Origin of the sequence: Robertmurraya massiliosenegalensis JC6, assembly GCF_000311725.1 — a bacterium.
Taxonomy (GTDB): Bacteria; Bacillota; Bacilli; order Bacillales; family Cytobacillaceae; genus Robertmurraya; species Robertmurraya massiliosenegalensis.
On record NZ_HE978515.1, the window covers coordinates 329,575 to 352,950 of the forward strand.

30 protein-coding genes are annotated in these 23,376 nt (G+C 37.0%); 6 read left to right on the plus strand and 24 right to left on the minus strand.

Translation table 11 applies throughout. From position 1 onward, the window contains the following. Positions 1-131 precede the first annotated feature (131 nt). Entirely contained in the window at positions 132-923 is a 792-nt protein-coding gene (locus BMSHG_RS17920) for an SDR family oxidoreductase (RefSeq protein WP_019155843.1), read from the minus strand. A 215-nt stretch (positions 924-1,138) separates the two neighbouring features. On the opposite strand from BMSHG_RS17920, the gene BMSHG_RS17930 reads away from it, so the two are divergent. Next, positions 1,139-1,612 carry an Hsp20/alpha crystallin family protein gene (locus tag BMSHG_RS17930; RefSeq protein ID WP_019155845.1) on the plus strand — a complete coding sequence of 158 codons (474 nt, stop codon included), beginning with the start codon at positions 1,139-1,141 and terminating at the stop codon, positions 1,610-1,612. An 81-nt stretch (positions 1,613-1,693) separates the two neighbouring features. On the opposite strand, the gene BMSHG_RS17935 is transcribed toward BMSHG_RS17930, so the two are convergent. Beyond that, the gene (locus BMSHG_RS17935) at positions 1,694-2,155 is read right to left on the minus strand and encodes a FixH family protein (RefSeq protein WP_019155846.1); all 462 of its coding nucleotides are present in this window, start codon (positions 2,153-2,155) and stop codon (positions 1,694-1,696) included. A 113-nt stretch (positions 2,156-2,268) separates the two neighbouring features. Then, complete coding sequence (locus BMSHG_RS17940; protein WP_019155847.1) at positions 2,269-2,541, minus strand: hypothetical protein; 273 nt, start codon at positions 2,539-2,541, stop codon at positions 2,269-2,271. Between the two features lie 116 nt (positions 2,542-2,657). Between BMSHG_RS17940 and BMSHG_RS17945 the strand changes: the two genes are divergently transcribed. Then, entirely contained in the window at positions 2,658-2,906 is a 249-nt protein-coding gene (locus BMSHG_RS17945) for a hypothetical protein (RefSeq protein ID WP_019155848.1), read from the plus strand. 10 nt (positions 2,907-2,916) lie between these two features. Here the strand turns inward: BMSHG_RS17945 and BMSHG_RS17950 are convergent, their stop codons facing one another. The 5 genes from BMSHG_RS17950 to deoD form a co-directional block, all read right to left on the minus strand. Beyond that, the gene (locus tag BMSHG_RS17950) at positions 2,917-3,759 is read right to left on the minus strand and encodes a hypothetical protein (RefSeq protein WP_019155849.1); all 843 of its coding nucleotides are present in this window, start codon (positions 3,757-3,759) and stop codon (positions 2,917-2,919) included. A 69-nt stretch (positions 3,760-3,828) separates the two neighbouring features. Continuing rightward, on the minus strand, positions 3,829-4,224 hold the full coding sequence (locus BMSHG_RS17955) for a hypothetical protein (protein ID WP_019155850.1): 396 nt from the start codon (positions 4,222-4,224) through the stop codon (positions 3,829-3,831). 195 nt (positions 4,225-4,419) lie between these two features. Next, the gene (locus BMSHG_RS17960; protein ID WP_019155851.1) at positions 4,420-5,880 is read right to left on the minus strand and encodes a lmo1851 family serine protease; all 1,461 of its coding nucleotides are present in this window, start codon (positions 5,878-5,880) and stop codon (positions 4,420-4,422) included. Between the two features lie 173 nt (positions 5,881-6,053). Continuing rightward, positions 6,054-6,893: a D-Ala-D-Ala carboxypeptidase VanY gene (locus tag BMSHG_RS17965; RefSeq protein WP_019155852.1), complete on the minus strand. Its 840-nt coding sequence runs from the start codon at positions 6,891-6,893 to the stop codon at positions 6,054-6,056. A 144-nt stretch (positions 6,894-7,037) separates the two neighbouring features. Further along, positions 7,038-7,739, minus strand: coding sequence for a purine-nucleoside phosphorylase (gene deoD, locus BMSHG_RS17970; RefSeq protein ID WP_019155853.1), 702 nt, complete (start codon positions 7,737-7,739; stop codon positions 7,038-7,040). Positions 7,740-7,908: 169 nt separating this feature from the next. Here deoD and BMSHG_RS29315 point away from each other — a divergent pair, with 169 nt between their 5' ends. Beyond that, positions 7,909-8,037 carry a hypothetical protein gene (locus BMSHG_RS29315; RefSeq protein WP_019155854.1) on the plus strand — a complete coding sequence of 43 codons (129 nt, stop codon included), beginning with the start codon at positions 7,909-7,911 and terminating at the stop codon, positions 8,035-8,037. Positions 8,038-8,054: 17 nt separating this feature from the next. Further along, positions 8,055-8,183, plus strand: coding sequence for a hypothetical protein (locus BMSHG_RS29320; protein WP_019155855.1), 129 nt, complete (start codon positions 8,055-8,057; stop codon positions 8,181-8,183). 92 nt (positions 8,184-8,275) lie between these two features. Here the strand turns inward: BMSHG_RS29320 and BMSHG_RS27750 are convergent, their stop codons facing one another. Both BMSHG_RS27750 and BMSHG_RS17990 read right to left on the minus strand, forming a co-directional pair. Further along, complete coding sequence (locus BMSHG_RS27750) at positions 8,276-8,446, minus strand: YozD family protein (protein WP_019155856.1); 171 nt, start codon at positions 8,444-8,446, stop codon at positions 8,276-8,278. A gap of 164 nt (positions 8,447-8,610) precedes the next feature. After that, complete coding sequence (locus tag BMSHG_RS17990) at positions 8,611-9,381, minus strand: sporulation protein (RefSeq protein ID WP_019155857.1); 771 nt, start codon at positions 9,379-9,381, stop codon at positions 8,611-8,613. A gap of 263 nt (positions 9,382-9,644) precedes the next feature. Between BMSHG_RS17990 and BMSHG_RS28295 the strand changes: the two genes are divergently transcribed. Then, complete coding sequence (locus BMSHG_RS28295) at positions 9,645-9,803, plus strand: hypothetical protein (protein ID WP_019155858.1); 159 nt, start codon at positions 9,645-9,647, stop codon at positions 9,801-9,803. On the opposite strand, the gene BMSHG_RS18000 is transcribed toward BMSHG_RS28295, so the two are convergent. Then, entirely contained in the window at positions 9,800-10,507 is a 708-nt protein-coding gene (locus BMSHG_RS18000) for a hypothetical protein (protein ID WP_019155859.1), read from the minus strand. The genes BMSHG_RS28295 and BMSHG_RS18000 overlap by 4 nt on opposite strands. 223 nt (positions 10,508-10,730) lie before the next feature. On the opposite strand from BMSHG_RS18000, the gene BMSHG_RS18005 reads away from it, so the two are divergent. Continuing rightward, the gene (locus BMSHG_RS18005; RefSeq protein ID WP_019155860.1) at positions 10,731-11,141 is read left to right on the plus strand and encodes a ClpX C4-type zinc finger protein; all 411 of its coding nucleotides are present in this window, start codon (positions 10,731-10,733) and stop codon (positions 11,139-11,141) included. A 27-nt stretch (positions 11,142-11,168) separates the two neighbouring features. Here BMSHG_RS18005 and BMSHG_RS18010 read toward each other — a convergent pair whose 3' ends face one another. From BMSHG_RS18010 to BMSHG_RS18070, 13 genes are all read right to left on the minus strand, one after another. Beyond that, positions 11,169-11,402: a YozE family protein gene (locus BMSHG_RS18010; RefSeq protein ID WP_026073515.1), complete on the minus strand. Its 234-nt coding sequence runs from the start codon at positions 11,400-11,402 to the stop codon at positions 11,169-11,171. Positions 11,403-11,648: 246 nt separating this feature from the next. After that, positions 11,649-11,930 carry a YokU family protein gene (locus BMSHG_RS18015; protein ID WP_019155862.1) on the minus strand — a complete coding sequence of 94 codons (282 nt, stop codon included), beginning with the start codon at positions 11,928-11,930 and terminating at the stop codon, positions 11,649-11,651. A gap of 4 nt (positions 11,931-11,934) precedes the next feature. After that, positions 11,935-13,350, minus strand: coding sequence for a lysine 2,3-aminomutase (gene kamA, locus BMSHG_RS18020; RefSeq protein WP_019155863.1), 1,416 nt, complete (start codon positions 13,348-13,350; stop codon positions 11,935-11,937). A gap of 110 nt (positions 13,351-13,460) precedes the next feature. After that, entirely contained in the window at positions 13,461-14,864 is a 1,404-nt protein-coding gene (locus BMSHG_RS18025; RefSeq protein ID WP_019155864.1) for a sigma-54 interaction domain-containing protein, read from the minus strand. Positions 14,865-14,965: 101 nt separating this feature from the next. After that, positions 14,966-15,823 (minus strand): putative beta-lysine N-acetyltransferase, encoded by an 858-nt coding sequence (ablB, locus tag BMSHG_RS18030; RefSeq protein ID WP_019155865.1) that lies wholly within the window; start codon positions 15,821-15,823, stop codon positions 14,966-14,968. Positions 15,824-16,045: 222 nt separating this feature from the next. Beyond that, positions 16,046-17,464 carry an aldehyde dehydrogenase family protein gene (locus BMSHG_RS18035; RefSeq protein WP_019155866.1) on the minus strand — a complete coding sequence of 473 codons (1,419 nt, stop codon included), beginning with the start codon at positions 17,462-17,464 and terminating at the stop codon, positions 16,046-16,048. A gap of 157 nt (positions 17,465-17,621) precedes the next feature. After that, a complete protein-coding gene (locus BMSHG_RS18040) occupies positions 17,622-19,088 on the minus strand; it encodes an NAD(P)/FAD-dependent oxidoreductase (protein ID WP_019155867.1) in 1,467 nt (488 codons plus the stop codon). A 227-nt stretch (positions 19,089-19,315) separates the two neighbouring features. Further along, a complete protein-coding gene (locus BMSHG_RS18045; protein WP_019155868.1) occupies positions 19,316-19,483 on the minus strand; it encodes a YjcZ family sporulation protein in 168 nt (55 codons plus the stop codon). Positions 19,484-20,169: 686 nt separating this feature from the next. Next, positions 20,170-20,601: a peptide-methionine (R)-S-oxide reductase MsrB gene (gene msrB / locus BMSHG_RS18050; RefSeq protein ID WP_019155869.1), complete on the minus strand. Its 432-nt coding sequence runs from the start codon at positions 20,599-20,601 to the stop codon at positions 20,170-20,172. Continuing rightward, a complete protein-coding gene (gene msrA / locus BMSHG_RS18055) occupies positions 20,591-21,136 on the minus strand; it encodes a peptide-methionine (S)-S-oxide reductase MsrA (protein WP_026073516.1) in 546 nt (181 codons plus the stop codon). Before msrA ends, msrB begins: the two co-directional genes overlap by 11 nt. Positions 21,137-21,240: 104 nt before the next feature. After that, positions 21,241-21,819 carry a YpmS family protein gene (locus BMSHG_RS18060; RefSeq protein WP_019155871.1) on the minus strand — a complete coding sequence of 193 codons (579 nt, stop codon included), beginning with the start codon at positions 21,817-21,819 and terminating at the stop codon, positions 21,241-21,243. Next, a complete protein-coding gene (locus BMSHG_RS18065; RefSeq protein WP_235776409.1) occupies positions 21,809-22,639 on the minus strand; it encodes an SGNH/GDSL hydrolase family protein in 831 nt (276 codons plus the stop codon). Before BMSHG_RS18065 ends, BMSHG_RS18060 begins: the two co-directional genes overlap by 11 nt. Before the next feature lie 115 nt (positions 22,640-22,754). After that, the gene (locus tag BMSHG_RS18070; RefSeq protein ID WP_026073517.1) at positions 22,755-23,357 is read right to left on the minus strand and encodes an SCO family protein; all 603 of its coding nucleotides are present in this window, start codon (positions 23,355-23,357) and stop codon (positions 22,755-22,757) included. Between the last annotated feature and the right edge of the window lie 19 nt (positions 23,358-23,376).

Below are 23,376 nucleotides of genomic sequence, written 5' to 3' on the forward strand. Positions count from 1 at the left end.
GCCCTATTATTACTCGTTAAATTAGGCTCAAGTAAGCGATAATTGCCGTTCAAAAATAATATGTGTTCTAAAACCTCATTTACGAAAACAGTGAATAGAAAAAAACAGCGGACATGAAGTTCGCTGTTTATTTACCTGTTAGAAGGTTTGTTATGCAATTTTTTCGCTTTACCCAGGACGTCTTTTGAGCCTGTAATTGGAATAATACTCCCTGTAATAAAGCTAGATTTCTCCGACACCAAAAAGGAAATCACTCTAGAAATATCTTCCCCTGTTCCTGGTCGTCCGACTGGAGTATCCCTATCAAAGACGTTTAAGGCGTCTGCAATGTCTTTTTCTTTCCATTCACCTATAATATCACCTGGACAAACCATATTGACTGTAATTCCGTTTTCTGCTTCTTCTAAAGCCATCGTTTTCGTCAAAGACGCAAGTCCTGTTTTAGCGGCAGCAAATGCCGAACGATAGATCCATCCAGGAGCAGATTCTACACGGTCAAAGCCGACGGTGACGATACGTCCCCATTGTTGCTCTCTCATCTTTGGTATTAATAATTTCGATAAATAGAATACGGCATTTAAATTTCCATTGATGATGTAATTCCATTCCTCAAAGGTGTAATCAACCATCTCTTTTCGTTTATGTACATATGGCCCAGCATTATGAATGAGAATATCAATCGTCGGCGAAAAGTGTAAAGCAGCCTCAACCAGCTTTTGACAATCCTCCACTTTTGTTAGATCACCTTGGACAGTCATGTTCTGAACTCCGTATGAATTTAACTCATTTACCAGCTCTTTTGCTTGATCTTCGCTGCTTCGGTAATTAATGACTAGGTTCATGCCGCTCGCAGCAAGCTCTAACGCCGTTTTTTTTCCAATTCCCGTCGCTCCACCGGTTATAAGTGCGGTTCTTTGTTTCAAATGACTAACCTCACAATATGAATATACTTAATCATTAGTCCCATCATGAATGGACTCCTACTCCTATACTAAAAAGAATTTGCAAGATATGCAAACAATCCGTCTGTTTTCCCAACTTCAACGTTCATTTGGAATCCGTTAAAAAATAACCCAAACCCACTTTTTTGCATAAGATGGTACTATCTTGAGCGCTTTATTTAGAAAGGAAGAACTCAATGTTTCCGTGGAATTTTACTCCGTTTAATAAAGATACAATAAAAAAACTTCAGCAAATGAAACCTGAGGAAATCGAGAAGTATGTAAATGAGATGCTTGGAAAAATGATGCCGACAGAAATGCAAGGAATGAATTTTTCCAAAGGCAGCAATCCGTTTAACATTTCAGCTAATCCGACAGAAGAGAGTAATCATGAACTTCAAGCGAAGGTATTTGAAACACATGATGATGTATATGTCATGATCCCTGTCAAAGATAGAAACGATGTCAATAAGATGAGAATCTACCATACTTCTAACCAGCTTATTATTGAGCATTTTCCAGAAGCCGAAGACAAACAAACGATCACGCTACCAGCGATTGTGAAGAAAAAGGGGTCGAGAGCCTCCTTTAAGGAGGGCACTCTTGAAATTAAACTTCCTAAATCGATCCACATGCAATACACAGAGATTGATGTTAGGGAGTATGAGTAATGTTATAGGGAATGAACATTTCTATCGGTCAACAGGCTTATTCTTATCGACAGACTCAAAGAGTCATTCCCCAACATGTCCTCAATGCTCTCCAGAGTGGTCTTCCTCTGAATCTCCATGATCCATATGTGATGATGAAGGGGATTCTTCAGGTTCGCTTGGCTCTCCAATAACAAACTCTTTCTTTGGCATATTATGCATATCTCGTGCCGTTACATGTGATATCACATAATACGTGCCCTCTTGCTCAAATGCTCTCTCTAATCGGTAATTGCCCTCTCCAGAATGTTCAATTTCAATCTTTTCATGGTCTTCATCATGTGCTCTCCAAATTTCAAACGACACTTCATCAGCATCTGTCACAACTTCATCACCGTAAGTTACTTTTGCCTCGATTGTAACCATTTCCCCTACTTCTGCTTGTTCAGGGCTTACAGATAAATCTACATCTACCAATTTAGGTTCAGTTTCCTTGTCTGAACATGCTGCTAGCACCATGACAAATAGAAACATTGCCAGTAATCTAATTTGATTTTTACCCATTATGTACTTCTCTCCTATTCTCCAAGAACTTTATAATATTTTCATTCTCATTATAACGTAAATGATCAATTATTCTGTGAACAATCAAAGAAAATTTCTAGATGTTGGAACTTCTATATTAACTCTTCCATAATTTTAATATGTATTGCAATCAGTTGCGATTGAATGTCTTCTGGTAACGAAGAGTCATTAATTCTTTTGATAGCGAGATAAAATTTTTCATGGATTCCTTTACGAACGCGCGGATGTGAATTTTCGTCCTTCAGCTCTTTCTGAATGGTCTCCAATAACGTTTTCTCACTATTGTCCTCAACTACTAGTACTCGATTATTCCATAGTGAACGATAATGTATGATTAACTCATCAAAGTGATTTTCTATGAACAAACACCCTTTCTAAAATGGACAAACAGCTCATTTACTTTCATAATCGTATGTTTCCTTCTTTTAAGGGAAAATTAAAATAAAATGAAATTCATCTTAAATCTGAAAGGAGTACAAAAATGAATACCCCTTATTGTTGTCCAAATTGTAAAACGAATCGTAGTCGATTCAATATTATAAAACAAGATGTACAGTCTGTAAAAATGGACCCACGTACAGGTGATCTCCTAGAAGAATACGCAAGTGAGCAATTAAGTCCTTTTCATCTGGCCTACAACGGACCAGAAAAACGAGTTCAATGTGCTTCATGTGGCTTAATTGAAGATGAAAAAACCTTTATTAAATTTGGTGAAAAAAATAACGTTTGAGAAAAAATTCTCAAGCGTTATTTTCTCGAGGTTCACCTTCAAAAAAGTCTTCTTTAAATTGTTGAGCATCAATTTTCCAACCACCATCTGGCGTCCATTTAAAAAGGTGAATTTCCCCATTTACTTTCCTTTTTCCCACATCTTTCATATACCATTCAATTTGGATCGGTACGGAGAGCTTTAAATAGGATGTTAAATCTTCATCTGGAAGCTGTGGCATCTTCAAGATAGCGATTGTATCTATTTTGGATAAAGATTTCTTCCACTCTATGTTTTGGAGCGTCACCATATCCATAATCTCTTCATCATCTTCTTTAATACCTGCAATAAAGGCACTGATTACTTCATAAGGGTTTGACCATCGCAAATGCTCATACAATTTTCCAGCAGATTTCAGTATCATCAGTTTATGGGATAAATCCATAAAGTTTTTTCGATGAGTGGTACTCCCGTAAAAATGGATACAAAAATGGCCAGGAAAATTATTCTGTAGTGCACCTGCCCCATGTGGCATCCCGTGCATAGACGCTGCAATTTGTCGGCCATTATAAAGGACGATAATCGCTCTTCGTTTCCAACTCCATTTTCCTTGGTAAATTTCCTTCATGATCTTAGTATCTTCTGATGTCAAAGGTTGTACATCAGCGTGCTTACTCCCTGCTCGTCTTTGCACCTTAAATTCTAGTCCACTTGAGACATCCTTTACCGTGAACTTTGTGTACTTAGGAATGAATAAATTTACTTCTTCCCAAGGAATTAACTCTATTTCTTCCTCTACATTTTTTTCAGCTCTTACATGGTGATGTGAGCCAACTATTAAAATGGAAAGGAAAAATACTCTTATCGTTTTCATTTATACTCACTCATTTTCAAAATTTTACATATAGTGAGTTTTCCCTTATTGAATAAAGAGCATGCATAACTATTTCGACTCTTCTTTTTTCTCCTGTAGCATTTCTTCAATCATTAACGTTATTTTCCGCTCTATTCCTTTGATATCATATTTGGTGTAATATCCTATTTTCTGAAAATACTCCTTTTTGCAACGCCAAACTGGAATGTAGGCATTAGGAAAATACTCATCATCTTTTTCGATTCCAATCTCAATAAACGACTCATAACAATCTTGATCCAGATCAGTTGGATTAGCCAAATTCCCTTTTAACGTTCTCATAAATTCGATTAATAATCGTGCATTGTAGACTTGAAAAGCCTGTTGATACTTCTCTTCAAGGAATGCACACATCTGCTGGCATGAGTGTTCAAAATTTTCGATTTCAACTTTGAGCTGTTCATTGAAATTTACAATCTGTCGCAATTCCTCACCTCAAATACAGCTCCTTCTAACACTGTTTATACTCTCTAAGAAGTCATTTTAGCCTATTTCCAATCTACATACAAATATTTTACAGAATGAAAAGAACCCTCCGGGACGGGAGGGTTCGATCTATAGTTGTTCTTTTAATAGTTCGGAAACGAATGCTCCTATGGCAATATTATCATCAGGTTCGATTTATAACTGTTCTTTTAATAGTTCAACAGCTTTTTGTATTTGCGTATCATTTTTGTTAATCAGTTCCCTTAGCTTTTCCATTAGCTTCAGTGATGTTTCACCCGTAAGTACACCTGTTTCCTCTAACTTTTCAGCTTTTTGGAAGTCGCTCACGGCACTTTCCGTCTTTTCATCGAAAAATCCGTCTTCACGACCAGGGTCAAATCCAAGAGCTTTAAGCATTGATTGAGCTGATTTAACTTGAGCTGATGAACTGGAAAGCTTTAATTCATCGTTTGGATTTAAGATCGTTAATGTCGAATATTCAGGTAAAGCTACTTCATAATCTGGAGTAATCCCTTTTTCGTGAATCCAATTACCATTTGGAGTTAACCATTTCTCCGTCGTAAACTTGATATTGGATCCATCTGCAAAATCTTGCGCTCTTTGCACAGTACCTTTACCAAAAGATTTCTCTCCAACTAAAGGAATGTCCGCAGACTCACTTACAGCTGCTGCAAGAATTTCTGAAGCACTTGCACTCCCTTTATCAATCACGACGACGAGTGGAATCTCAGGGTTATTTTTACTATTCGATTTCATTTGTTCAATATTTCCATCTCTGTCCTCAATTTGGAATAATATTTCTCCTTCTGGAACAAAGAGACTGGAAATCGTAATCGCTTGATCTAGAAGTCCACCTGGATTCTGACGTAAATCTAATACTAAGCCTTTCATACCTTGATTTTGCAGTTCATTTAATGTTTCAATCAATTCTTTTGAGGTATTATCAGAGAATGATGTAATTTGCACCTTTGCAATTTCATCATCAATCATTTCTCCATAAACCGTTTCTATAGGGATTGTATCACGGACAATCGTCATCATTAAATGTTCTTCTATACCTGGCCGTTCAATTTCAAGTTCAACCTTCGTTCCTTTTTCTCCCCTAATCAATAGAACTGCCTCCGTTGAACTCATTCCTTGAAGGCTTTCTCCATCTACTGAAAGAACTTTATCCTCTGGACGTATACCTGCCTTTTCAGCTGGAGAACCCTTAAGTGGAGAAACGATGACAATATAGCCATCTCGTTCTTGTATTTCTGCTCCGATTCCTTCGAAGGAAGATGAAATACTCTGATGGAAGTTAGCTGCCTCTTCCTCATTCATATAATCTGAATAAGGATCTTCGAGAGATTCAATCATCCCATTAATAGCTCCGTTAACTAATGTATTTTCATCCACTTCTTTATAGTAGCTCTTTTTAATCGTATCATAAGCAGTGTAAAACTTTTCAAACTCTTCTCTTTCCTCACTTACTACTGGAACTGCCTTTTCGTCTCCAAATGCAAGTGCAAATGTTGTGATACCTGCTGCTAAGAACACAACGAAGAACAAAAGCATGACGAAGTGAAACTTTTTCATCTGAATGAATCCAGATTGGTTGTCATTGGGCTCTTTATTCAATTCTTCATTTTCCAATATTGTCACCACTTTCAATTCCGTAGAATGCTCGCTCTATAAGCTAGTTGTTAAACTCAATAAAATCTTGTGATAAAAAGCATAACCTTTAATTCCATCATTTAACAAAGAAAAAAGTAGGTAGTCCCCTAATATAATGGTATAGAGAAAATGTGAACAAATTATGACTCCGTTTAAATTTTCTCTACGATGTTAAAATACTCTTCCAAGGTTAGATCTTTTTCATACATGAGTTTCGCAACTTCAATTCCGACGTATCGGAAATGCCAAGGTTCATATTGATAACCTGTAATATCCTCTTTTCCCTTTGGATATCGTAAAATGAACCCAAATTTATAAGCGTTGTCGGCTAACCATATACCTTCTTTTGTCTCTTCAAATTTCTCAATCAACTCAAGATTTATACTTCTACTGGAGATGTCCATTGCAAGTCCTGTTTGATGTTCACTAAATCCTGGGACCGCCACAACAGTAGCGGCTGCTTGTTCTCCTACTTGACTAGCCTTTGCTGCAAAGACGTCAACTTGACGGTCATACGAGCGATATCCAGAGACCGCAAATATTTCTATGTTTGCTTTTTCCGCAGCTTTAAACAATAATTCAAGATGCTCTGCTGCCTCTTTCCGCATATAACTTTTTTCAATGTCCAGATCACCGAAAGAGAAAGGGACCTTAGGTCGGACAAGATCCTCTGGTGCATATTGTTCAGGAAGAGAAAACTCTTTATTGACTAAAGCCAATATATTGAGAGGGTTTTGGATCGTCAACTTCCCATTCACTTCTTCAATTTCATTAAAAAATTGCGCCTCTAAAGTGAGAATATCTGATGCAATCTCTTCTTCCTCTACAGATGGCTCATCATTCTCTACTATTTCCTCATTCTCCTTGAATCCATGTCCTCCGTCGCTTTGATTCATAAACGGAATCTTATTTACAAGGGAATCAAATTGATTGCATCCGCTCATGATAAGAGCGATGCTTACTACGTATACTGTTATGAATATTTTTCTCATGATAACCACCAATACTTCAATGAGTTATTTGTCTACTTAAACTAAGACAAATCCATTTTACAATATTTTCACTAAATAAACAGGGAATGCGAAAAAGGCAGCTCCACATATTGATGGCGAAGCTGCGTGCTTTTATTACATGTCTTACTTTATAGCAGCCTCTAGAGAAACCTCAATCATCTCATTAAAAGTTGTTTGTCTCTCCCCAGCAGTTGTTTCTTCTCCAGTTAATATATGATCACTAACGGTTAGAACAGATAATGCATTACGGTTAAACTTTGCTGCCAAAGTATACAGTGCTGCTGTTTCCATTTCAATCGCAAGGATTTGGTATTGGGCCCACTTCTCATGATCCGCATTATCATTATAGAACATATCTGCTGTAAAGACATTTCCAACCTTTAGATTAAGCCCCTTTTCAACCCCTACATCATAAGCTTTTTTTAGAAGATCAAAATTTGCTGTTGGAGCATAGTCAATTCCACCGAAGGTAATGCGATTCATCTGAGAGTCAGTAGAAGCAGTCATGGCTAATATAACATCTCTCACTTTCACATCTTTCTGAATAGCTCCACAGGTACCTACACGAATCAAGTTTTGCACATTATAGCTTTGCATAAGCTCATTTACATAGATCGAAATTGAAGGAACCCCCATCCCCGTTCCTTGTACAGATACACGCTTTCCTTTATACGTACCAGTATATCCAAACATATTACGAACTTCGTTATAGCAAACAGGATTTTCTAAAAAAGTTTCAGCTATATATTTTGCCCTTAATGGATCACCAGGTAATAGAACTGTTTCTGCAATTTCATTTTCTTTAGCACCAATATGTACACTCATGAAAAATCCTCCTTAACCTTTATGAAAAATAAGTATAACATGTACACAATCATTCTTGTCCTATTATAGCGTTATTTTTATTGTTTGTAGAGTCATGACTTTTCATTACGAATGATTCGATCATATTCGGGAAAAATAAACAGGACTTTCTATATGGGAGGAATTTATCTTGTCAAAAGGAAAAATGAGTAAAAAGCTTGAGCAAGCAGTTCAACATGCAAACGAAACCAATCCATCTTCTAGATCCAATACAGAACCTCATACGTCTTTAACGATTAAAAGAAAACATCAAAAATAGGCAAATTGGAGGGTACTATGGGTAAAAAGCATAGAAGTCGCATCAATCAGCCAAAAAAGAATAATCATATTCCACCAGAACAAATCGTCGCGGAGCATGAAGCACATGGAAAAGAAAACACCGCAAAAGATCGAAAAAACACGTAATAGAAATAGGGCAATACAAAAAGATAGCATAACCAACCTTTTTGTATTGCCCCTTCTCTTTCATATTAATTTCTCTCATATTTAAGTAAAACTTATGCGTCTTCTTCTTCATCAATGATACATTTAGCTAATAAATACTCAAACGTGATGTCTGCAAGTTCCTCTGCTTCCCCATCCGAAGGAGCGTATCCTCTCCTTACTAACTCTTGGAAGAAAAAATCTGCTATTTCGTCCGTATCAATAAATACTTCAATTTCCTTCACAGAATCGCCCCCTTTGTACAAAATGTATGATGGCAAACTCCTTTTCATTCTTACATATGTTAAATTTCAGGGAATGTTGCGACAACAGCTTAAAAATAAGATATATACACTATTTGCTATCGTGGAAAGCTTTGAAGGTATTACATTATTTTCTCCTTTTGCTCTTAAGAATAGCGTTTGATAACACTGTGAATTTTCTGCTGCATCGTTGGGATATCTGCACTAGTTACATGTAAGCGTACATTCGTTTCGTCCATATTCAAAGCCTCTGCAAATAAACTTCCTATTCCTCTAGCCCGTCGATCTACCTGCATCATAATTTCCAATTGCTCACTTGAAGTTGGGAAAAATACAAGCTCCAATTCATCTAATCGTCCTCTAAACGCCCCTGTTATTGGTACAAATTCGAATTCTTGAACAAACGGAAGGCGACGACGCATTTTGTAAGGTGCTTCTTCACATTCTGTCTCTCTTAAGCGAAAGCCTAGATCAGAGACAGCATTAAGTACCGATTCCATCAAGTGATTGGGCACCACTCGGATGAAATCTTTATCAGAAGGATCCACTGCATTTTTTATATCCAATCCAGTGCTTACCCATACCTTCGTTTTTCCTAAAGTTAAAGGGGTGTCACTAGGAAGTCGAAAAGAAATTGGAATTTCTCTTCTTTCATTCGCTCTAATGATAAACGGTTCCGTTAATTTAAATTTATCAACTTGACCAGTTTTTGTATATTTCTTGTCATCACTTTCTTTTATGTAAGTCGTATTTAGCGTCAAATAGATAGCATCAATGGATTGTTCCGTTTTCCCCCCCTGTATGACGACTATTCCTCTTACTTCCTCTCCTGGAGCAACAATATCTCTTTCTAATTTCGTATCAACCTTCGCAGCTCCAATCCCAACACTTGCAAACATTTTATTAAAGAATGACATCCACATTTCCTCCCTTTCAAGCTTTTATTTTCTTATACGTACACCTTGAAAAATAGTTTCAATCTCACTTTCAGTTTAATCTATGTATATTTTTGCTGCATAGGAAAAATGTCCGCTCAACAGCGAACACTTTCTATACTATCTTCCACTTCCTATTGATCGAACATTTCCTAGTATTAGGAACAAAGAAATCTCATGTTCAAAATTTCTGTCATATTCCTGCAATGGACAAGCATAGAATGATGAAAAAGGAGGAAGACAAAATGATGACCATTTCCAAAGCAATTGATACATGGAGAAACGATTTGAATGGGGATAACAGTATGACCTTGCAATTATTTAGAAAAATGACCTCTATCCATTTTAAAACGATTATAATTTTAGGGATTCCCCTTCTGTTTGTGCTGCTTCTTTTTGTTTAACTGTTGTCACTGCTTTGATGAAGTGAGCGGGATTTACGTACAATCAGCTGGAGTTTTCTTACAACCATCCTCATAATATGTTTATATTCCTCATCTTGAAAAAGCTCATAAAGAATCGAGTAGTCATTATAGATATCTAATAGTGTATCAATGATTTGACTTTGCTCTTTTTGTTCTTCAAGAAACTGTTTCTCTGCTTTTTTATGTGTAGGGTTTGGATTTTGCAATTCCAATGGCTTTTTCTTATTCGCCAAAAATAAGAGACCTAATTTTTGAATAAATGATTCTGCATTTTCTGCATCAGCTACTAATGTTAGTTCTTCTTCACCCGCTTCAAGCCATTCTCCATCTTTGATTCGTGCAAGCTCGTAAATAACGTCTTCCCATGCATCCTCTTTGTATCTCCAAATTTCGGTTCTAAAGCCTACCACTTTAAATAAATCAGCCCCATATCCTTTGACTTGGACAAGATCACCGATAAAGTAACGATACTCAATATCAATTTGCTCTTTCTCCATAATATTACCTTCATATTCGGACAGATACTGAAGACTTGATTCCATAAATAAGCCTTCACTTCCGTTAATTCCGTATACATGCATGCCATCCAGCCATTTAACATCTGTAATTTTCCCAACAGTACCGTAAATCGTGATCACGACTGTATCACCGATCTTAAATTTTGGTTTTTTCTTATCTTTCATAGCCTCCATCTCCCACATGATGAGTCGTGAATTTATTAAGATATTATATGCTCAAATAAGAAAAACCGTACTTTAAGTAAAGTAAACATCCATCATCATTTGCTCCTTTATAAAAAAAGCAAAGAATTTTCAAAAAAAGCAGGAAATATTTTACTCATGAAAGAATATATTCCTATAGAGATGTATACAAATGTATACATATGATAATTAGGAGGGATACGTTATGGACCAAGATTTTCGCAAGAAGACTTTTCGAGGCGCAAAAATTGAAGACACCATTTTAGAACTAGAAAAATTAAGCTCATTATGTGATGAAAAATCAAAAAGCAGTGAAGCATTAGAACGACAACGTTTTTATGAAGGGATGGCAATTGCCTATACAACCATTGCCGTGAAGTTGAAAGGAGATTTTGACTATATTGAACCAGAAGTCATTGATGAGCTCTATAGTGCTTTAGAGAAGACATCTACTCCCAATCAAAACAGGGACACAGAACATATTGACACTTGTTCGTTCTGTAGAAGGAGTAAACAGGAAGTAGGCGATTTAGCACTGGGACCTGGAGTTTCTATTTGTAGCGAATGCCTTCAATTTGGTTCAGAAGTCATTAAACCTCATTCTACTGAAGTATAGATGAAGAACAAAAAAAGGGACTCCAATTCATTCATTGGTTTCCCTTTTTTCTGTTGAAAGGTAAATTTCCCATGCTTCATCAAATACCACCATGCTCGATAAATAATGTCCATTCAATTCCAAATAACTGCTTAGCTCATCGTAATCCTCACTACTTTTTGGAAAACTATGATCCGTATAGGCAGCGTTGGCAAAAACACTCAAGTCATTCGGTGGCTTAGGATGACGATATTTCATTAAAAAATGATAGAACGATTTCAACATCACGTACTTTTCTCCCTCTATTCTTGATATTGTCTTTTACTATAACTTATTTTCATGGAAGTAGTCTATTAAAAAATCCAGACAATTTGAACGTTGCCTTTTCTTAAAGAAATACCTAGCTGGCGCACGGCAATTGGTGTCACGGTTATATTATTTGGATTTTGGATCTTAAAAGGGAAATAACATTAGACAGAAGAAAACTAGCACCATTTAATGCGTGCTAGTTTTCTTCAAGTTCTAGTTCTAGGAAGAAAAATCAAAATAATTTCTCTTCAACAATTTAGGGAGTTTCATTAGCTCCTTAAAACGAATGGAGCGATCGATTCCCTTTGTATCAATTAGAAAAAGCTGATCTTCTATATCCTTGACAATGGAGTCGTCTTGATAGGTCATCCCGCACTCCTTGCACACAATTGTTGGAGTCTCCCTAATTTCAATCGCTTTAGTGCCATCTGGTAACTCCCAATACACGGATTGTTGATCTTTATGAATCTCACTACTGCTGCACCAATCACAATACGCCATATCACTACGCCTCCTTCGTTTCGAGATCCACTTTTTTAAATTTTTCCTGTTGTGCTTGGAATTTTTTCTCTTTTAATTGATCCCGTTTTTCTCGTTTGTTTTTTAAGGAGGCATGCATTGGGTCACTCTCATATGATTGACGACGGTTTAGGCGTTCAATTCCTTCTGGAACGAGATTGAATTTTTGATCATTCATCAAGGCTGAAATTCCTACATTCGAACGTTTTTCTTCCATATCTTCGTAGATTTCTTGAAAATATCCTTCAGCTGTACCAGGTGTATAAGATTCTGGTTCTGGATATGTCGTAATTACGCCCTCAAAATTTCGAAGGACAACTTTATCTGCACTTTGGGAAATTAAGTAGTTTGGCTGCAATGAGATCTTACCTCCACCCCCAGGTGCATCTACGACGAATGTCGGGACTGCGTAGCCAGATGTATGCCCTCTCAAGCCTTCAATAATTTCTAATCCTTTTGAAATAGGTGCTCTGAAATGACCAATACCTTCAGATAAATCACATTGATAAATATAATATGGGCGAACTCGAATCTTCACTAGATCGTGCATCAGCTTTTTCATAATCGGCACACTGTCGTTAATTCCAGCTAAAATAACTGATTGATTCCCAACCGGGACTCCTGCATTCGCAAGCATTTCACATGCTCTCTTAGAATCTTCGGTAATTTCAATCGAAGTGTTAAAGTGCGTATTGAGCCAGATAGGATGATACTTCTTTAAAATAGTACATAGATTTTCGGTAATTCGCTGTGGGAAGACCACTGGTGCCCTGGTCCCAATTCGTATAATTTCCACATGATCGATTTCACGTAAATTTTTTAAAATATATTCTAAAATCGTGTCATTAATAAGCAATCCGTCTCCACCCGAAATGAGAACATCTCTAACTTCAGGAGTACTTCTAATATAATGGATCGCTTCATCCAACTGTTTCTTAGGAACACCCATGCCAATTTGTCCAGAAAATCTTCTTCTTGTGCAGTAACGGCAATACATGGAACATTGATTGGTAACGAGAAAAAGAACGCGATCTGGATAACGATGTGTTAAACCAGGTACTGGAGAATCTTCATCTTCATGGAGAGGATCCTCTAAATCATATTTCGTCTTATAAATTTCTTTTGAAATAGGTACTGACTGCATCCGAATTGGACAGCGGGGATCATCTGGATTCATGAGAGATGCATAATATGGAGTTATATTTAAAGGAATCGTTTTGGTAGAAATTTTCACTCCTTCTTCCTCTTCTGGAGTTAAATGAATAACTTTTTTTAAATCTTCGAGCGTCCGAATTGTATTCGTTAATTGCCAAAGCCAATCATTCCATTGCTCCTCCGTAACATCTTTCCATAGCTCTATGTCTTTCCAATGCCTTTTCGGCTTATATAATGTTTGCTTCACGCTTTATCCCCCTAGAAATGTATTTATAATAAATTATGCAAAAAGCATGCCAAAGCTCGTAAATAGGGAAAATAAAGGCTTTTCAATTAATATCGATAAAAAAATGCCGATTATTCGGCATCAAGTCCATACTTCTGTATTTTATATTGTAACGTTTGTCTAGGTAGCCGTAATAAAGTTGCTGCTTGGAGAATATTCCCTTCCGTTTCCTTTAAAGCTTGTAAAATTAAATTCTGTTCGTACATTGCAATCTTTTCACGAAATGAAAGCACTTCTTTATTTGACAGACTTTTCCCATTCTTAATAAATTCCTTTAACATAATCGGGAGAGCGTCTATTTCCAGTTGTTCACCCATACAAATATTCATCATATATTCAAGAGCATGCTTCAACTCTCTTACGTTTCCTGGCCATGTATAACTCAGGAGTACCTCTTTCACACTCTCTGAAATACCTTTAACATTCTTGTTCAAACTCTGGTTAAAATGATGAATAAAGACCTCTGACAAATATAGAATATCTTCTTTTCTTTCTCGCAAAGACATTAATTCAAACGTTAAGACATTCAAACGGTAAAACAAATCAGAACGAAGCATTTTTTGTTCAAGGGCTTTTTTAGGGTGAACATTCATTGCTGCAATCACCCTTACATCAGCACCTATATCTCTCCCCCCTCCTACCCTTCTGAAATGTCCATCTTCAAGAACGCGTAGCAGCTTTGCTTGGAGATCGATCGGCATGGCATGTATCTCATCTAGAAAAAGAGTGCCACTGTCTGCCAACTCAAATAATCCAGGACGTTCAACTGCACCGGTATAGCTCCCTTTTGCGGTTCCAAAGAGAATACTTTCAAGGAGATTTTCAGGAATCGCCGCACAATTTTGGGCAATAAATGGAGCATTAGCACGAGTAGAGGCATGATGTATTCCTTGTACAAATAATTCCTTCCCTGTTCCACTTTCACCAAAGACTAATACAGGAGAGTGGGAACGGGCCAGTTGCTCTGCTTCTATTTTCATTTGCTCAAAATGAGGGTTTTTCGTTAATAGATCTTGCATAGTATAAGATACCGTACTTGGTTTTTTAGAGGAATTTTTTTTTGAAAGTAACTGTTTTTGCAAATCGACAAGCTGTTCAGAGAGTTTTTTCATGGTCGTGTGATCTTTCGCAATTTCCATCGCTCCTATAAATTGCTTTTTCACAAAGATCGGGAGCGTCGTGTTCATTGTCTCTATTCTTTTCCCATATACGTTCGTATAAATTTGCGCCTGATTATAAATTGCCTTTTTTGACTTCAAGACTTTGATCAATGTACTCGTGTTTACGTTCAATGAGGGAAAAACATGAAGTAGTGGTTTTCCAATTACATCCGCAATTTTTAATCCATCATGCCTTGCTGCCACCTCGTTATAATAAATCGTTGTTCCATTTGTGTCGACCACATGAATCCCTTCATCAATTCTAGAAAGAATAGCCTTTAATACTTCATTTGAAATGGCCATTTCCTGTGGCAATATTCATCACCTACCAGTTCATTCATTGTTCTAAAACATGCCGAAAATTCGGCAGTAATAGACGATTTTTCGGCATGTCGTCCGTCTCACTTGCGTTTCTCTCAAATCTTTTCCTGAAAAGATAAATCCTTTACCCACATATTCATGTTTTCGATTTTGTCATAAATATAGCAGTTATTTGTTAACCTTCCTCGATAACGGTACCCCAGTTGATGTAAGGCTGCGTTCATCCCGAATGATTGAGCTCTAGCAATCGAGTAAGCGCAATAAACTCCTCTAGCAAGAAGCTCTTCCTCAAGCTTCTCTAATAAAATTTTCATTAAACCGTATTTTCGATGTTCAAGCAACGTTGCACAGTCTGTAAGCTCCGCATTTTTGTAAAACTCATTTACTTCCGCTGATGCAGCGCTCACTACCTCTTCTCCTTTAGTAAACGCAAAATAAATCGTCCCTTCTTCCATTGTTTTTAAAATGTACGCTGGGTCATGTAATGGGGTAGGGTAAATCTTGAACACCTGCTGATACAGTTGTGCCAACGCTGCTACCTCCTCCTTTTGCACGAAAATAAGTTTGTATTCCTCAGGAGGTGATTTCAACCCGCTATTCTTTTCTAATGATTGGACATCTTTTACCATTGTGTCCTCTTTCGTAAAAGAGTCGCTATTCCTTCGCTCATACGTATAATATTTACAGCAAAAATAACAGTCAGAGCCTAGAAAAAAGCGTTCAATTACAGCTTCACATTGAAATCCATGTTCAAGCAGTGGAATAAGCTGCTCATTTCTTCCCTTTACGATGAGTTTATCAGCATTTGAGTGTAAGGCTATTTCTTCTGCTTTTGCGAGCGCCTCATAAACGTTACCCCTTATATCCTCAATTCGAATTCTTTTATTATATGGATCGTTAAATACCTCGATAACGAAGTTCTCTCCAGTAATGACAGTACTTGTAGCAGTCAATTTTTTCTCTCCTTTACATAAATGGTACCTAGCCCTTTGAACCGTAGTAGATTAATGAAACATTATTTTACCGCATAAAAACATGAATCTAGTTTAAGAAATGTTGCATGCAAAAATAATGTATGCTAATGAACCTCATCGGAAAGGTAAATTTAAGCTTTTAAGAGATAATATAGATAGTAAAAAAACATACTCATTGCATAACAGCATTTAAACTCGGTCCTACAGTTTAAAGCTTATCAGCTTTAATTCTGTCATCTCCTCTACCGCATATTTAATGCCTTCTCTTCCCATCCCACTTAATTTCACACCTCCATATGGCATATGGTCAACGCGGAATGTTGGAAAATCATTAATCATCACTCCACCTACATGCAATTCTTTTGCTGCTTTAAATGCTCGACCAACGTCGGTCGTGAAAACACCAGCCTGTAAGCCATATTTTGACTCATTTACAAAGTTAATCGCTTCTTCCATTGAACTGACTCGATTAATATGAACGACTGGAGCAAATGCTTCTTCACATGAGATTTTCTCTTCTGGATGAACATCTAAAAGAACTGTTGGCTGTAAAATAGCATTCTCCCCTCTTCCACCAAGAGCAAGCGTTGCGCCTGATTTTGTCGCACTTTCAATCCAATTTAACACCCGATTTTGATCCCCTCTTGAAATCATAGCAGAAACATCTGTTTGCTCATCGAGCGGATCTCCAATCTTCAATTTCTTTGTATGTTCGATAAACTGCTCAACAAAAGCCTCATAGATTGTATCATGTACATAAATTCGTTGAACAGAAATACAAACCTGCCCTTGGAATGCAAAAGCACCAGTTACAATTCGCGGAACTATTTCCTTTAAGTTCGAATTCTCATCAACAATTACCGCTGCATTAGACCCTAGCTCAAGCGTTACCCGTTTTAAACCAGCTTTTTCCCGGATTTGCTTGCCAACTTCAGGACTACCTGTAAACGTTATCATTTTAATACGATCATCTTGGACCAGGACATCTCCAACCGTACTACCTCTACCGGTAACAACATTTAAAGCACCTTTTGGTAAACCGGCTTCATGGAAAAATTGAGCAATTTTATAGGATGATAAAGGGGTTTGTGTTGCAGGCTTTAACACAATCGTGTTTCCAGCAGCAATTGCAGGTCCAACTTTATGAGCTACAAGATTCATTGGAAAGTTAAATGGAGTTATCGCAGCTATCACTCCAAGCGGCTCTTTCACCGTATAAGCCACTCTTCCTTCACCGCCTGGAGCAGCATCCATCGGTATTGTTTCACCATAAATCCTTCGCGCTTCTTGAGCGGAAAATTTATAAGTCATGATCGTTCTGTCTACTTCAGTTCGAGCTGCTGTTAATGGTTTTGACGCTTCTTTTGCAATGATTTGGGCACATTCTTCTTTATTTTCTTTCATTAATTCTACGACGTTCTCAAGAATTTCAGCCCGCTTATAGGCTGGCAATGAGCGTAGGATACCTTCAGCATTTGATGCTGCCTCTATTGCCTTACGTACATCATTCTTTTCAGCCACTGCGACTTCAGCAATTAGCGATTGATCGTATGGGCTTAATAACGTTGAATATTCCTTCGTTTCTACACACTCCCCGTTTATCCATAGAGATTGCTTCATTTTCTTCATCCTCCTCTTTCCATGTCAAAAGCCTATCATTAATATCTATTTAAATTGTAACGGAAATCATTAATTCTGAAAAGTCCGACCATTCAGAAGATCATCGTGTCCTTAAACTAAAAAATCTGCCCTTTAATAGGCAGATTTTTAAATAAAATTATACCGTTACTGATTCTTTTTTCGTTGTATTTTTACTCTTTTCAATAATATCTCGCGCAATCCAAACACCACAAGCACTTGCCTGAGCAAGACCTCTTGTCACACCAGCACCATCTCCACCAACATAAAGACCACTGATTTCTGTTTCAAATCGATCATTTAATTTTGGACGTGCAGAGTAAAACTTCGCTTCTACCCCGTAAAATAATGTGTGTTCAGAAGCAAGACCAGGAGAAACGACGTTTAAAGCTTCTGTCATTTCTACTAAGCTCTTCAATGTATTGTAAGGTAAAACAAGTCCTAAATCTCCAGGAACTGCTTCCTTCAGCGTTGGTTCGATAAAACCCTCTTTAATTCGTTTCTCCGTTGATCTTCTACCTTTTAAAATATCCCCGTACTTTTGTACGATGATTCCACCATTTGATAATGCATTAGCCAGCTTAGAAATGGCAATTGCATACTCATTCGGTTTATCAAATGGCTCTGAGAATGTATGTGAAACAAGCAAAGCGAAGTTTGTATTCGGGCTTCCTAGTTTGGGATCTTTATAAGCATGACCATTTGCAAGCATTGTTCCAGAATGATTTTCAACGACAACATGACCTGAAGGGTTACTACAGAAAGTACGGACTCTTGTCCCAACCGACGTATTAAATGTAAATTTCCCTTCGTATAAATGTTCGTTAATTTCGTCCATTACGATATTGGAAGTCTCGACCCGGACACCTACATCCACCTGATTGCTGATCATTTTTAGGCGGCGAGATTTCAATAATTTTGCTAACCATACACTTCCATCTCTTCCTGGTGCAATGACAACTTTATCTGCAGTAATGGAATCACCTGATTTCAACTTTACTCCTGTCACCTTATGACCATCAGAAGTTCGTTCTGTCATTAAATCTTCTACTTCCGTTTTAAAGGACATATCGATCTTTTCTGTTAAGTAACCATAAATATCTTGAAGAATTTGTAGATTTTGTTCAGTTCCTAAATGTCTAACTTGAGCGCGAAGTAGTTTTAATCCAGCAGCATATGCACGTCTTTCAATATCCTTTACTGCAGGTGTTAATGGATCGGTAATACTTGTTGTTGCGCCATGTTTAAGGTTAATTTCATCAACATATTTAATCAATTCAATCACTTGAGAGTCTGACAAATAATCCGTCATCCATCCCCCAAATTCACTTGTAATATTAAACTTTCCATCAGAATATGCCCCAGCTCCACCGAAACCATTCGTAATCGAACACGCTGGTAAGCATCCTGCAAATTCTTTTCTTCCAGCTGCCGGTGGGCATTTTTCAATCTTCTTTTGTAAAATTGGACAATGTCTTTTAAAAATATCGTGACCCTTATCTATTAAAATAATATTTGCTTCAGGCATCTTTAATGTTAGTTCATAACATGTAAAAATTCCGGCAGGTCCTGCACCAACAACGATTACATCATAGTTCGTTTTCATCGCTTTTCCCCCTGTCGTTGCTTTCGATTATCGTTTTTCGTGTTTTTTCAAATCCTATAATAATATAGCAGAGAAAAAGAAGGTGGTCAACAATAAAATACGAACTTTAATTTTATCCACCAACTCAATCGTTCGTTAATAGGTGAATTCCTCTAATTTTCTTACATTTCTTACAGCATTAAAAAAAGGAATTACCTTTTGGCAAGGTAATTCCACTTTCCCCCAGATTATTTGCAATAGCTAGCTCCAATAATAATTAATAGGATGAAAAGAACCACAATTAACGCAAATCCTCCGCGAAAACCACCAACCGCAACTCCACCTACTGCAGGTGCAGGATAACCATATCCAGTAAAGCAAGGGTCATATCCACAAGTATCATATCCGTAATTCACTTTATCTCCACTCCTTCATTTTTTTGTCCATTGATTTCCATGAAAATTTCTTACACTTAGAAATCAATTTAGGTTATTATCACTGCTAATGTATGTAGTAGGTACTTGACCCGTATGTGTATTTGCCCAATTTGTACAATGTCTTTAAAAAAAGAATAATGAGGCGGTGTCAAAAAGTCGCTGATAACGACTTTTTGATTCTAGTTTGGAGTGTATAAATCTCCTCGACTTGAGGATAAAGTGTTCCTATTAACAGTTGGCGTATCTGCATAAAGAATAACAGGAAAATTTCCGCTTAATGAGCAAGCATCATGAAAAAGAGCCGAAATAACAGGAGAAATTCCTGCTAATTAGTCAAAAAATGCCAAAATAAACGATTTTGCCCTCCATAAGCGGAAAATCTTCCGTTATTTCCCCTAAAAGGGGCTCCTTTAAAGATATAACAGGAAAATTTCCGCTTAAGGGTGAGAGATGGTTGGAGCAAAATAGGGTCTTATAGTAGAAATTTAGACAAAGCGGAAATCGATGTGGATTCTTAAAGGCTAATTTGCGTTTCACTCAGAATTTTGTACGAGGAAAATCGAAGGTCTTGCGTTAATGGCAAAATTAACAGACAAAATTAGAGAAAGGTGAATTTGAGTACACCTTTCTCATTATTTTGAAGCTAGTTATGACCCAGCCTCTCTTCACTCTTCATGAAATAGTTTTAAGTATTCACCGTAGCCTTCTTCTTCAAGTTTTTCCTTAGGAATAAAGCGTGTGGCTGCAGAGTTTATACAGTATCGTAAGCCAGTTGGTCCAGGGCCATCATCAAAAACATGGCCAAGATGAGAATCTGCCGTTTTGCTACGTACTTCAGTACGAATCATAAAATGACTCTTGTCCTCTTTTTCAATAATTTCTTCTTCCTCAATCGGTTTCGTAAAACTCGGCCAACCACAGCCAGCATCAAATTTATCCTTTGAACTGAATAATGGCTTTCCAGAGACAATGTCCACATAAATTCCATCTGAAAACTCATTCCAATATTCATTCCGGAATGGCGGTTCCGTACCACTATTTTGCGTTACCTCATATTGCATCGGTGTTAATTTTTCTTTTAGTTCTTTATTTTTCAATTTTGTCACCCCAATGTCTCTTAATGAAATCAACTCGTCCAGAACCTTGACTATAAGCATTATATCTTGTTGGATTTTTCCGATAAAAATGTTGGTGATATTCCTCTGCCTCATAAAACGGTTGTGCAGGCAATATTTTCGTCGCAATCGGTTTTTGGAATCGACCACTTTCTTGAAGATGCTTTTTCGATTCCTCCGCTATTTTTCTCTGTTCTTCATTATGGTAAAAAATGGCCGTTTGATAGGATTGGCCCCGATCATAGAACTGCCCACCTGGGTCTGTTGGATCGATTTGCTGCCAATATACATCCAATAACTTTTCATAGGGAAACAGTTCTGGATTAAACGTGATTTGTACCGCTTCATGATGACCTGTCGTCTCACTACAAACCTCTTCATATGTAGGGTTTTCTGTATGTCCACCTGTATATCCAGAGACTACCTTCATAATGCCTGGCTGTTCATCGAAAGGCTTCACCATACACCAAAAACATCCACCAGCGAAAGTTGCTACTCCCATTTGCTGATTCTCCATTTTAGTATCACCATCCGCTTCATTTTCTTATAGATTAAAGGAATCTCATTCCTAAATGCAAATATGCTGTTTTCGTACTAAAAAAAGATGACAAATGCCACCTTTTAATTGGTCGGAACCAACAACGAAAATTGAATATCGTCATTGACTAAATCAAATTTATTCACTCTTACCTTAACATCACTTTTTAATTTCATTCTTTGTAACGATACATAAACGAGTTCATCATTTGGTTGAATACTTACCCATTCAGGGAAATCATATTGATCACGAATAAACTTTAAAACATATGATACAGGAAGTTGAATTTGACCGATGGAAATCGATTTTTGCTTTAATATCACATCTCCATTATCTAGAGCTTCCGGTTCAAAAGTAAGCTTCATCTCAATATCTTGTGTAAATACCTTCATAGTGCCATATAATTCTACTTCATCGTTAAGTAGAACTTCGTAAGCGATTGGGCTTGTCAACCCTTCCTCCTCAATATAATGATTCATAATTTTATTTAAGTCAGATTTGGTCGCTTGAATTTGGAACTGAACATTCTCTTCTTGTTCATCAGCTATTGGTGATAATCCCTTGTCTTTAATCGGCATATTCACCATGATCAAAACGACTAAAACAAACAGGATGATTAATCCTAGAAGGAGAAAAAATCGTTTTTTCCATTTATCTGTCATTATGTTCGTTCTCCTTTTTTACTGCCACCAGCTTTTGCTGCAATGCTTCATCTTGCAAGACATCATGTATACGATCAGCCATCAGCTCATACCCTTTATCATTTGGATGAAAGTAATCGGTATAAAGTAAATTCTCTTCACTATCTTTGAACACGTCTGCGATTTCTACAAAAAGTGTGTTCTCATATTTTTTTAACACATCTTGACTGACATGATTCCATTTATCAATCACCATATCCATTTCTTTCACATCTGCCAAAAAAAGAAAAAAAGGATTATAGAGACCGATCATGCCAATCATCGCATCTTCATTTTCCTCACGAATGGCATTCATGACAGAGGTTAACGTTTTCTCATAATTTATCAGCTCTCTATCAAAGTCTTTCATATCTAGACCTGAGAAATTTTCTCGAACTACTTTCATGATGTCATTTCCACCAGTTGTGATTAACACGATGTCCGCTTCTTTCACAGCGGATCTTAGTTCGTTTGTCCTGAGCCTATTTAAGATTTGAGAGGTACGATTCCCACTCACACCAAAATTATGAAAAACAGCTTCTTTTATTCCCTTTTCCCCTTCAAGTTGCTCTTGTAAATATGGGACATAGCCGCCTCTTTTCGTACTGTCTCCCACTCCTTGCGTCAGTGAGTCACCAACAGAAACGATATGATATGTTCTCGGGAAAAAATCATACGGGATTTTTTCTTTTAGTGCTAAGGATGTCTCTTTAGAAGAAATTGGATTTTCGATTGAACCATGGCTACAAGCAACGAAAAGACTTAGACAAAGAATAAAAGAGGTGAATATTTTTTCCATCATTTCACCTTCCCTATAAAGCTTTTTCCATTATAACAAGGTTTAAAGGAAACGAAAAGAACAGCCCCCACAATAAACGAAAAGTAGACCCTTTATTAGCCAAGGTCTACTTCCAGTTTTACTGTATAGCTTTCATATCGTTAATAATATCCTCAAATGGGACATCATTTGCGCCCGAATAATATTGCATGATTGTTCCCTCTTGATTAACTAAATAGAAATAAGATTGGTGAATCACTTGATCCTCGTTTTCAGGCTTCTTTACAATCGTTTTAAAATTCTCTAAAGCAAACGACTCTATAAACGATTGGTCATATCCTGTCAAAAAGTGAAAATTGCTAAAGTCCAATTCAAACTTGCTACCGTAGTCATTCAATACTTCTGGGGAATCGATCGTAGGATCAACCGAAAAAGAAACAAACTCAACGTTTTCGATTCCTTCTTCCTCTGCCATTTTCTGAATCTTGGTCATATTATGTGTCATCGGAGGACAAATAGAAGTACAGTTTGTAAAAATAAAATCCGCCACCCAGATTTTCCCTTTTAAATCATCTTTGCCAAACTCATTGCCATTTTGGTCTGTAAACGTAAAATCTTCTAACGACCAATTTAATGCATCGTTAATTCCAGTATTTCCTATTTGATGACAGGATTTAAAAACCAAAAGAATTATTATTAGTAAGATAATAATAAATATAGATAGCCAGAACCTTTTCTTCATTTTATCACCTACAATCCCC

What these genes read in the sequence shown, in the direction of transcription:
- BMSHG_RS17990 (WP_019155857.1), bottom strand. Translation starts at nt 9,381, where the DNA reads ATGTCATTCTTTAATAAAATGTTTGCAAGTGTTGGGATTGGAGCTGCG.
- BMSHG_RS17945 (WP_019155848.1), top strand. Translation starts at nt 2,658, where the DNA reads ATGAATACCCCTTATTGTTGTCCAAATTGTAAAACGAATCGTAGTCGA.
- BMSHG_RS18040 (WP_019155867.1), bottom strand. Translation starts at nt 19,088, where the DNA reads ATGAAAACGAACTATGATGTAATCGTTGTTGGTGCAGGACCTGCCGGA.
- BMSHG_RS17935 (WP_019155846.1), bottom strand. Translation starts at nt 2,155, where the DNA reads ATGGGTAAAAATCAAATTAGATTACTGGCAATGTTTCTATTTGTCATG.
- BMSHG_RS18035 (WP_019155866.1), bottom strand. Translation starts at nt 17,464, where the DNA reads ATGAAGCAATCTCTATGGATAAACGGGGAGTGTGTAGAAACGAAGGAA.
- BMSHG_RS18060 (WP_019155871.1), bottom strand. Translation starts at nt 21,819, where the DNA reads ATGACAGATAAATGGAAAAAACGATTTTTTCTCCTTCTAGGATTAATC.
- msrA (WP_026073516.1), bottom strand. Translation starts at nt 21,136, where the DNA reads ATGGAGAATCAGCAAATGGGAGTAGCAACTTTCGCTGGTGGATGTTTT.
- BMSHG_RS18015 (WP_019155862.1), bottom strand. Translation starts at nt 11,930, where the DNA reads ATGGCGTATTGTGATTGGTGCAGCAGTAGTGAGATTCATAAAGATCAA.
- BMSHG_RS18000 (WP_019155859.1), bottom strand. Translation starts at nt 10,507, where the DNA reads ATGAAAGATAAGAAAAAACCAAAATTTAAGATCGGTGATACAGTCGTG.
- deoD (WP_019155853.1), bottom strand. Translation starts at nt 7,739, where the DNA reads ATGAGTGTACATATTGGTGCTAAAGAAAATGAAATTGCAGAAACAGTT.
- BMSHG_RS28295 (WP_019155858.1), top strand. Translation starts at nt 9,645, where the DNA reads ATGATGACCATTTCCAAAGCAATTGATACATGGAGAAACGATTTGAAT.
- BMSHG_RS17930 (WP_019155845.1), top strand. Translation starts at nt 1,139, where the DNA reads ATGTTTCCGTGGAATTTTACTCCGTTTAATAAAGATACAATAAAAAAA.
- BMSHG_RS29320 (WP_019155855.1), top strand. Translation starts at nt 8,055, where the DNA reads ATGGGTAAAAAGCATAGAAGTCGCATCAATCAGCCAAAAAAGAATAAT.
- BMSHG_RS17950 (WP_019155849.1), bottom strand. Translation starts at nt 3,759, where the DNA reads ATGAAAACGATAAGAGTATTTTTCCTTTCCATTTTAATAGTTGGCTCA.
- BMSHG_RS18065 (WP_235776409.1), bottom strand. Translation starts at nt 22,639, where the DNA reads ATGATGGAAAAAATATTCACCTCTTTTATTCTTTGTCTAAGTCTTTTC.
- BMSHG_RS18005 (WP_019155860.1), top strand. Translation starts at nt 10,731, where the DNA reads ATGGACCAAGATTTTCGCAAGAAGACTTTTCGAGGCGCAAAAATTGAA.
- BMSHG_RS17965 (WP_019155852.1), bottom strand. Translation starts at nt 6,893, where the DNA reads ATGAGAAAAATATTCATAACAGTATACGTAGTAAGCATCGCTCTTATC.
- BMSHG_RS18070 (WP_026073517.1), bottom strand. Translation starts at nt 23,357, where the DNA reads ATGAAGAAAAGGTTCTGGCTATCTATATTTATTATTATCTTACTAATA.